The following is an 8,509-nucleotide window of genomic DNA, read 5'->3' on the forward strand; positions in this document are numbered from 1 at the left end:
CCACCAAAATCAACACTGAAAAATACGACACGCCCACGACGACTGAAAAATATTAAACCTCGTCGCGGGCGCCGGTGCGACCACCCCTTGCTCCGCGCTCGACGAGCACGCCGAGAGCGCGTCGCGGATCGACCGTGGCGGCGTGGGCCGCGAGTGCGTCGTGCATCAGGGCGACGGTGCGGGGCGAGTCGGCCCATACCAGGATCTCGAGGGCCGGATCCTCGGTGAGCTGGTCGGCGATCCAGCGCAGGGCGAGCGGAGAGACGACAGCGTTGGCCACGATCACTCGCGAGACGCCGAAGGCGCGGGCGACGGCGAGCTGGGGGAGGTTGGCGACGGTGATCGCCCACGCTCCGGCGGCGAGCTGCTCGGCCCACAGCTGTGGGGCCATGGTCGTCTTGCCGTGCGGCGCCAGGGCCATGCCCCGCTCGGCGCACCACTCCGCCAGCACGTCGCGGTTGTGGCTCATCGCGACCCGGGAGAGGGAGAGCACGGGCATGGGCAGCTGTGAGAGCCGGGGCGCCGCGGCGAGCACCTCTGCGACGGTACGTCCCCACAGCGCGGGCGGGATCGCCTTGTGGCGCCAGTCGACCCGCTCATCGCGCAGCGCGGCGACGGCCGTCGTGTCGATGTGGGCTGCCGGGTGATCCATGACCCGTCCTTCCTGCATTGCATAATGTGCAACGGTGATTGCGTAATGTGATTCAATAGTTGTAGCATCGGTCACACCGGTCGTCAACGGGCCGGCGATGACGCGACAGGGAGGAGCTCCATTCGTGGGCACTAGCGGAGACGTGCGGGCGATCTGCCTGGGGGAGGCGATGGTCGTCCTGCGCCCGGACGGCGATCGGCCGCTGGCGGAGGCGACGACCTTGCGTCGCTCGGTCGGTGGTGCGGAGGCCAACGTGGCGGGAGCTCTGGCTGCTCTCGGTGTGCGGACGGCCTGGGTGTCCCGCCTCGGCCGCGACCCGTTCGGTGACGTGGTGACCGACGATCTGGCCGCGCGCGGCGTGGAGGTCCAGGCCGAGCGTGACCCCGAGCGGCCCACGGGTCTCTACGTGAAGGAGCCCGCCCCCGGCGGCAGCCGGATGCACTACTACCGCGCCGGCTCCGCGGCGGCCGCGATGGACGCCGGCCTGCTCGACCGGCCCGTGGTGGCCGAGGCGCTCGCCTCGGCCGAGGTCGTGCACACCTCCGGCATCACCGTCGGCATCCTCGAGGAGGGCTCCGCTCTGGTCGGCCGCCTGCTGGCGCTGCGCGAGGAGCACGGGTACCGGCTCAGCGTCGACCTCAACTGGCGACCGGCCCTGTGGGCCGGCCGCGACATCACGCCCCTGCTCGACCTGCTGCGCGCGGCCGACGTGGTGCTGCTCGGCGCCGACGAGGCCCGTGCGGCGCTCGGTGTGGACTCCCCGCAGGACCTGCGCGAGCTCCTGGGTGAGCGCCCGCGGCTCGTGATCAAGGCCGACTCCCACGCGGCCGGTGAGCACGATCCGGACGGGAGTGCCACCGAGGTCTCGGCCCTCCGGGTCGACGTGGTGGAGCCGGTCGGTGCGGGCGACGGTTTCGCGGCGGGCTACCTCGCGGCACTCGTCGACGGGAGCGGCCCGGTCGGCCGGCTGCGCCAGGGCCACCTGGTCGCCGCCGGCGTGCTGGCCGCGACCGGCGACCATGCCGACCCGCCGGCCGCCGACGTACGCGCTCGGCTGCTCGACTGCTCCGAGGAGGAGTGGGCGGCGACCCGGGTGAGCGCCGCCGGCATCGACTCCCCGGCGCTCGAGACCCCTACGGAGGTGGCCCGATGAGCCAGAGTCTCTCCCGCGCGCTCCAGATCCTGATCGAGCTCGGCGAGGGCGAGCGGTCCCTCGACGAGGTGGCCGCCCGCCTCGAGGTCCACAAGACCACCGCGATGCGGCTGCTGCACACCTTGGAGGCGGACCGGTTCGTACGCCGCGACGACCGCCAGCGCTACCACCTCGGCTCCCGGCTGTTCGCGCTCGGCACGATCGCCCTGGCCCAGCACGCCATCCGTGACGTCGCCCAGCCCCACCTCACCCGCCTCGCGGCGGAGACGGGCGGTCAGGCCGTCCACCTGGCGGCGTACGAGAACGGTGCGGCCATCTATCTCGCCAAGGTGGAGAGCACCCATGCCGTGCGGATGTACTCGCGCGTGGGCCTTCCCGCCGCCCTGCACGCCACCGCCGTGGGCAAGGTGCTCGTCGCGGGCCTGCCGCCCGGCGAGCAGGACGCCGTGATCGCCGGCATCGACTTCCGTCCGTTCACCAGCCGCACCATCGCCGACGCTGCGGGCTACCGCGAGGTGCTCGCCCGCACCCGCGAGCAGGGCTGGGCCGAGGACGCGGCCGAGCACGAGGACTTCATCAACTGCGTCGGGGCGCCCGTACGCGACGAGGCCGGGCGTGTCGTCGCCGCGGTCTCCGTCTCCGTGCCCGACGTCATCCTGCCCCGCGAGGGGGTGCGTGCCCTGGTGCCGCAGCTCCTCGCGGCCACCGAAGCGATCTCCGCCGACTGGGCCGGCCGGAGCTCATGAGAACACCCCGAGAGGAAACCCAACCCATGTCCGACCTCCGCATCTCCACCGACCAGGCTCCGGCCCCCGCGCACACCTTCTCCCAGGGCGTCGTCCGCGGCGGCATGATCCAGGTCTCCGGCCAGGGCCCGGTCGACCCCGCCACCAACGAGTACCTCTTCCCGGGTGACGTGAAGGCCCAGACCGTGCGCACCCTGCAGAACGTGGAGGCGATCCTCGCCGCCGCCGGTGCCGGCTTCGAGGACGTGCTGATGCTCCGCGTCTACCTCACCACGCGGGAAGACTTCGCCGCGATGAACGAGGCCTATGGCGAGTTCATCGGCTCCCGGGTCGCCGAGGGCGGCATCCTCCCATGCCGCACCACCGTGATGACCGGCCTGCCGCGCGAGGAGATGCTCGTCGAGATCGACGCCCTCGCCGTCGCCCGTTAATCCACGATCCGGGCCAGCTCGCGGCTCAGGTAGGGCGCCAGCGTGCGGGCGTAGCGCGAGGTGATGTGGTTGCCGTCGCGGTAGACGATGACGTTGCCGATCACCGCCGGGCAGATCCTGTCCTCGCAGAAGAGGTGGGTCATGTCGACCAGGTGGGCGTTGGGGTCGCGGGCGACGGCGTCGCGATGGGGATCCTTGACGAGCACGTCCGTGCGCGGCCGCCCGCACGCCTCGCCCGCGGTCTCGGGTGAGTGCTGCTGGATGCAGCCCAGCGTGGTGCGGAGATAGGCGGCGTTGTCGGGCTCGAACATCGGGTTGTCGACGAGCGCGATCACCGGGATCTTCGTCGAGGGCCGGTGGCTCCAGGCCTCGACGAGGCCGTTGACGGTCGACTCGTAGGGCGTCTCCTCGCCCAGGGGCTGGGTCGTCTTGCGGGCCGAGTGGGTGACGATGATCGCGTCGAGGTTCCTCTGCTCGGGGGCGCGCAGATACTCCTCGAGCTGCCGGTTCCATTCCGCGCAGGCGGGGCGGTTGTCGGCGATGTTGCGGCCGAGCGGGCGGGCGTTCCAGTGGCAGGCGGCTCGCGAGGCGACGTCGATGCGCCAGTTGCGCTGGTCGCCGATCAGGTCGAGCGCGCCTACGGGAGCGACGGCGTGGGAGTCGCCGACCATCAGCAGGCGCTTCTCGTAGCCCTCGATCGCGCCGTTCGGACAGGCGCTGAAGCGCACCGGACGCTCCTCGAACGACCAGCACTCGCTCCGGTTGTCGTCGTCCGCGCCGATCGCCGCCACCGCCGGGATCAGCTCGCCGCGCAGGTCGGGGTTGCGGCACGACCGGCCCGTGGATGCCGCCGCCATCGCCGCGGCCCCGAGGCACTCGGTCGTGTAGGGATCGGCGGTCGCGAGTCGGGCAGCCGCCTCGATCGCCCTGTCCTCGGAGTACTTGATGGCGGCCAGGCCGCTCCATCCCGCGCCGACGGCGACCGCGAGGGCGGCCAGGGCGGCGACCAGGGCCGGTGGCCCGCCGGGCCTGATGACGTACGTCTGGATCGGCCGGGTCACCAGCCGGTTGGTCGCCCAGGCGAGCACGGTCGAGACGACCAGGACGCCGGCGGCCGAGGCCAGGGTGAGATGCTCGCCGCCGGTGTAGTAGAGCCAGGCGATCAGCAACGGCCAGTGCCACAGGTAGAGCTCGTAGGAGATGTCGGCGACGAACCGCAGCGGCCGGGTCTCCAGCAGGCGGCGCGGCCCACGCGGTGACGGCGTCGAGCCGGCCATCACCAACAGCGCGCCGGCGACCGGCCACAGCGCGAGCGGCCCCGGGAAGTGGTCGGCGCCGTCCATCACGAAACCGCAGGTCACCACGAGGGCGAGGCCGGTCCATGCGGCGTACGTCCTGATCTTCTCGGGCAGGCTCAGGCGGCGCAGGGCGAGCGCGGTGAGCGCTCCGGCGCCGATCTCCCAGAAGCGGGTGACGGAGTTGAAGTACGCAGCCGCCTGGTCGGCCCCGGACACCTTGATCGCATAGAGGAAGGAGACCGCGAACGCGGCCGCGGTCAGCACGAACAGTGCCCGGGCCAGGCCGATCCGGCCGCGGGTGACCACCCTGAGGACGAAGGCGAGCCCGACGACCACCAGCGGCCAGAGCAGGAAGAACTGCCCCTGCACCGCGAGCGACCAGAAGTGCTGCACCGGCGTCGAGGACGGCCCCGCGGCGCCGTAGGAGAGCTGGTTGGCGATGAGCTCCCAGTTGAGCGTGTACGTCGCCGCCGCGACGATCTCTCGCGTCGTCTGGGTCCACAGCGTCTGCGGGATGAACGCCACCATCAGCACGGCTGTCGCGGCCAGCACGATCAGCGCCGGCGCGGCGAGCCGCGCGAACGTACGACCGTAGTGCTCGACCAGCCGGAACCGGCCGCGCTCCGCCCTGCCCACCAGCGAGCGGGTGGCGAGGAAGCCGGAGATCACCAGGAAGACGTCGATCCCGCCCGAGACCCGGCCGTTGCCGAAGAGGTGGAAGGCGACCACGAGCGCCAGCGCGATACCGCGCAGTCCATGGATCTCGCTGATGTGCCCGGTGGCCTGCCTAGATCTGGGGTACTTGGGCTCGCTGTCGGTCGGGGTGGTTCGGGGGGCGGAAATATCCGAGATGGCGGTCACGTGATCGCTGTTCTGGTGGATGTCGGTGGGGTGGGAGCCGTCGCACCCTAACGAGCAGTGGTGACCTGTTGGCATACGGACGTTGTCAATCCGTCATCGGGATCTCCTCGAAACCGTTTCACATCGCCGCCGGAGGAGATAGGTTGCACCCCGACGTGACATAGATCACACCCAGGACTGAGGAGTTTCGACGATGAACACGCACAAGATCGGCCGTCTGATGGCGGTCGCAGCGGTCGCCACTCTGTCGACCGCATCGCTCGTGGCATGTGGTGGCTCGGATGACGGTGGCGGTGACTCGGGTGGCTCGGGCGGCACCGACGTCGGGGTGATCCTGCCCGACGCCACCACGTCTCCCCGGTGGGAGTCCCAGGACCGGCCCAACCTGGAGAAGGCGTTCGACGAGGCCGGCCTCGAGGCCACGATCCAGAACGCCCAGGGCGACACCGCCAAGTTCGGTCAGCTCTGCGACAGCATGATCAACGAGGGCGTCAAGGTCATCATCATCACCAACCTCGACTCCGAGTCGGGCGCCGCCTGCCTGAAGAAGGCCGCCGACGCCGGAGTGACGAGCATCGACTACGACCGGCTGACTCTCAACGGTGGCGCCTCCTACTACGTCTCCTTCGACAACGTGAAGGTCGGTGAGCTGATGGGCGCGGGCCTGGACGAGTGCATCACCGCCTCGGGCAAGAAGGGCGGCAACATCGTCTACGTCAACGGCGCTGCCACCGACAACAACGCGGCCCTGTTCAAGTCGGGCTACGAGAAGGCGCTCGAGGCCAAGATCGCCGACGGGACCTACAAGCTCGTCGGTGACCAGTCGGGGGAGTGGGACGCGACCAAGGCCGGGAAGGTCTTCGACCAGATGTACACCGCCAACGGCGGCAAGATCGACGGGGTCGTCTCGGCCAACGACACCATGGCCGGCGGCATCATCGCCCGCCTGAAGGCGAACAACGCGCAGGGCAAGATCCCGGTGACCGGCCAGGACGCCTCGGTCGAGGGTCTGCAGAACGTCCTGCAGGGTTTCCAGTGCGGCACCGTCTACAAGAACACCGCGCTCGAGGCCAAGGCCGCCGCGGACCTCGCGATCGCGCTGATCGAGGAGGACAAGGAAGCCGCCGACGCCCTCGCCACCGGGACCGTGGAGGACACCGAGGCCGGTCGCGACGTGCCCTCGGTGCTCGCCGAGCCCGTCTGGGTCACCAAGGAGTCGGTCGTGACCGTCATCAAGGACGGCCAGGCCGATGCCGCCGAGGTGTGCGCGGGCGCGATCGCGGCCCTGTGCACCGAGAACGGCGTGCCTCAGTGAGTCCGCTGCTGGAGCTGCACGGCGTCGAGAAGTCCTTCGGCGCCGTGCAGGTCCTGCGCGGCGTGGACCTCTCGGTGCGGGCGGGCCGGGTCACCGCGCTCGTCGGCGACAACGGCGCCGGCAAGAGCACCCTGGTCAAGGGGATGGCCGGCATCCACCTCTTCGACGCCGGCGACTACCTCTTCGAGGGCGAGCCGGTGAAGGTGACCAGCCCGAAGGACGCCGCCGCGCTCGGGATCGAGGTCGTCTACCAGGACCTCGCACTGTGCGACAACCTCGACGTCGTCCACAACATGTTCCTCGGCCGGGAGCTGAGACGGCTCCGGCTGGTCGACGAGGACACCATGGAGCAGCGTGCTCGCGAGACCCTCGACGGTCTCTCGGTGCGTACCCTGAAGTCGGTGCGTACGCCGGTGGCGTCCCTCTCCGGGGGCCAGCGGCAGACGGTGGCGATCGCCCGGGCCGTGCTGTGGAACTCCAAGCTGGTCATCCTCGACGAGCCGACCGCGGCGCTCGGGGTGGCGCAGACCGAGCAGGTCCTCCGGCTGGTGCGGCGGCTGGCCGACCGGGGCCTGGGCGTCGTGCTGATCAGCCACAACCTCAACGACGTGTTCGAGGTCGCCGACGACATCGCGGTCCTGCACCTGGGGCGCATGGTCGGCCAGATCGAGGCCGCCTCCACCACGCGCGGGCGGGTCGTGGAGGCGATCACCACCGGCGTGGTTCCCGAAGGAGGTGCCGCATGAGTGCGGACGTGGACGACCGGCCGGTGACCGATCCGGCGTCGCCGGACCCGATGCCCGACAACTCGCTGGGCGGGATCTTCCGCGCCTACCTGGCCAAGCTCAAGGGTGGTGAGGTCGGCTCGCTGCCGGCGGTGCTGGGCCTGATCGCGCTGGTCGTGGTCTTCTCGGCGCTGCGTCCCGAGCAGTTCACCAACTCGTTCAACTTCGCCAACCTGATCGGCCAGTCGGCCGGCGTGACCGTGCTCGCGATGGGCCTGGTCTTCGTGCTGCTGCTGGGCGAGATCGACCTCTCGGCGGGCTTCGCGGGCGGCACCTGCGCCGGCGTGCTCGGCGTGTTCCTGACCCGGCAGGAGTGGCCGCTGCTGCCGGCCCTGGTGGCGGCGCTGCTCACCGGCGCGGTGATCGGCCTGCTCATCGGGCTGCTCGTGGCGAGGCTGGGGATCCCGTCGTTCGTGGTCACCCTGGCCGCGTTCCTCGGGCTGCAGGGCGTGCTCCTGACGATGATCGGCGAGGGCGGGACGATTCCCTACCGCAACGACTTCATCAACGGCCTCAACAACTCCAACCTCCCGGTCTGGCTCGGCTGGACGCTCGGGATCGTCTGCATCGTGGGCTATGCGGCCTCGACGTACGTCACCGACGCCCGTCGCCGCGCCAAGAACCTGACGGTGCAGCCCATCCTGCTGTGGGCCCTGAAGACCGGGCTGCTGACGGTCGTGGTGCTCGCGGTGGTCGGCTACCTCTCCGTCGAGCGCAGCCGCAACCCGGCGCTGACCTCGCTCAAGGGGGTCCCGGTCTCGCTGCTGGTGATCGTCGGCCTGCTGATCGTGCTCACGTTCATGCTGACCCGCACCGCCTGGGGCCGGCACGTCTACGCGGTCGGCGGCAACGCGGAGGCGGCGCGCAGGGCGGGCATCAACGTGTTCCGGGTGCGGCTGTCGTGCTTCATCCTCTGCTCCACGATGGCGGCGGTGGCCGGCATCATGATCGCCAGCCGCACCAACTCGGTGAACCCGAGCACCGGTGGCGAGACGACCCTGCTGTACGCCGTCGGTGCCGCCGTCATCGGCGGCACCTCGCTCTTCGGCGGCAAGGGCCGGGTCATCGACGCGGTCATCGGTGGCACCGTGGTGGCGGTGATCGACAACGGGATGGGCCTGCTCGACCAGCCCCAGGGCACTGTCTGGATGGTCACCGGCCTGGTCCTTCTGGTCGCGGCCAGCGTCGACGCCATCTCCAGGCGCCGGGCCTCGGCCACAGGGCACGTGTAGCTGCGGCGTCGGTTCGTCTAGGTATGCAGAGGAAGC

The 8,509-nt window shown here is 70.5% G+C and carries 8 protein-coding genes; 6 read left to right on the top strand and 2 right to left on the bottom strand.

Annotated features, from left to right (window positions below; genetic code table 11):
* Positions 1-52: 52 nt before the first annotated feature.
* A complete protein-coding gene (locus ACFVJS_RS23750) occupies positions 53-652 on the bottom strand; it encodes a hypothetical protein (protein ID WP_378885652.1) in 600 nt (199 codons plus the stop codon).
* A gap of 124 nt (positions 653-776) precedes the next feature.
* Here ACFVJS_RS23750 and ACFVJS_RS23755 point away from each other — a divergent pair, with 124 nt between their 5' ends.
* Genes ACFVJS_RS23755 through ACFVJS_RS23765 form a run of 3 tightly spaced genes read left to right on the top strand, consistent with a single transcriptional unit; the run spans position 777 to position 2,982 of the window.
* Entirely contained in the window at positions 777-1,805 is a 1,029-nt protein-coding gene (locus ACFVJS_RS23755) for a sugar kinase (protein WP_378885654.1), read from the top strand.
* A complete protein-coding gene (locus ACFVJS_RS23760) occupies positions 1,802-2,551 on the top strand; it encodes an IclR family transcriptional regulator (protein ID WP_378885656.1) in 750 nt (249 codons plus the stop codon). The genes ACFVJS_RS23755 and ACFVJS_RS23760 overlap by 4 nt, the downstream gene beginning before the upstream one ends.
* Before the next feature lie 26 nt (positions 2,552-2,577).
* The gene (locus ACFVJS_RS23765; protein ID WP_378885658.1) at positions 2,578-2,982 is read left to right on the top strand and encodes a RidA family protein; all 405 of its coding nucleotides are present in this window, start codon (positions 2,578-2,580) and stop codon (positions 2,980-2,982) included.
* Here the strand turns inward: ACFVJS_RS23765 and ACFVJS_RS23770 are convergent.
* On the bottom strand, positions 2,979-5,141 hold the full coding sequence (locus ACFVJS_RS23770; RefSeq protein ID WP_378885659.1) for an acyltransferase family protein: 2,163 nt from the start codon (positions 5,139-5,141) through the stop codon (positions 2,979-2,981). The genes ACFVJS_RS23765 and ACFVJS_RS23770 overlap by 4 nt on opposite strands.
* Positions 5,142-5,334: 193 nt before the next feature.
* Here ACFVJS_RS23770 and ACFVJS_RS23775 point away from each other — a divergent pair, with 193 nt between their 5' ends.
* The 3 genes from ACFVJS_RS23775 to ACFVJS_RS23785 are packed head-to-tail and all read left to right on the top strand — an operon-like array spanning position 5,335 to position 8,473.
* Positions 5,335-6,456, top strand: coding sequence for a sugar ABC transporter substrate-binding protein (locus tag ACFVJS_RS23775; protein ID WP_378885662.1), 1,122 nt, complete (start codon positions 5,335-5,337; stop codon positions 6,454-6,456).
* Positions 6,453-7,202 (top strand): ATP-binding cassette domain-containing protein, encoded by a 750-nt coding sequence (locus ACFVJS_RS23780; protein WP_378885663.1) that lies wholly within the window; start codon positions 6,453-6,455, stop codon positions 7,200-7,202. Before ACFVJS_RS23775 ends, ACFVJS_RS23780 begins: the two co-directional genes overlap by 4 nt.
* Complete coding sequence (locus ACFVJS_RS23785; protein ID WP_378885665.1) at positions 7,199-8,473, top strand: sugar ABC transporter permease; 1,275 nt, start codon at positions 7,199-7,201, stop codon at positions 8,471-8,473. The genes ACFVJS_RS23780 and ACFVJS_RS23785 overlap by 4 nt, the downstream gene beginning before the upstream one ends.
* Positions 8,474-8,509: the final 36 nt, after the last annotated feature.

The organism is Nocardioides sp. NPDC057772 (assembly GCF_042798075.1).
Lineage (GTDB): Bacteria > Actinomycetota > Actinomycetes > Propionibacteriales > Nocardioidaceae > Nocardioides.

Excerpts from the sequence above, each read along its gene's own strand:
- ACFVJS_RS23785 (WP_378885665.1), top strand. The coding sequence starts at position 7,199 with ATGAGTGCGGACGTGGACGACCGGCCGGTGACCGATCCGGCGTCGCCG.
- ACFVJS_RS23760 (WP_378885656.1), top strand. The coding sequence starts at position 1,802 with ATGAGCCAGAGTCTCTCCCGCGCGCTCCAGATCCTGATCGAGCTCGGC.
- ACFVJS_RS23750 (WP_378885652.1), bottom strand. The coding sequence starts at position 652 with ATGGATCACCCGGCAGCCCACATCGACACGACGGCCGTCGCCGCGCTG.
- ACFVJS_RS23765 (WP_378885658.1), top strand. The coding sequence starts at position 2,578 with ATGTCCGACCTCCGCATCTCCACCGACCAGGCTCCGGCCCCCGCGCAC.
- ACFVJS_RS23775 (WP_378885662.1), top strand. The coding sequence starts at position 5,335 with ATGAACACGCACAAGATCGGCCGTCTGATGGCGGTCGCAGCGGTCGCC.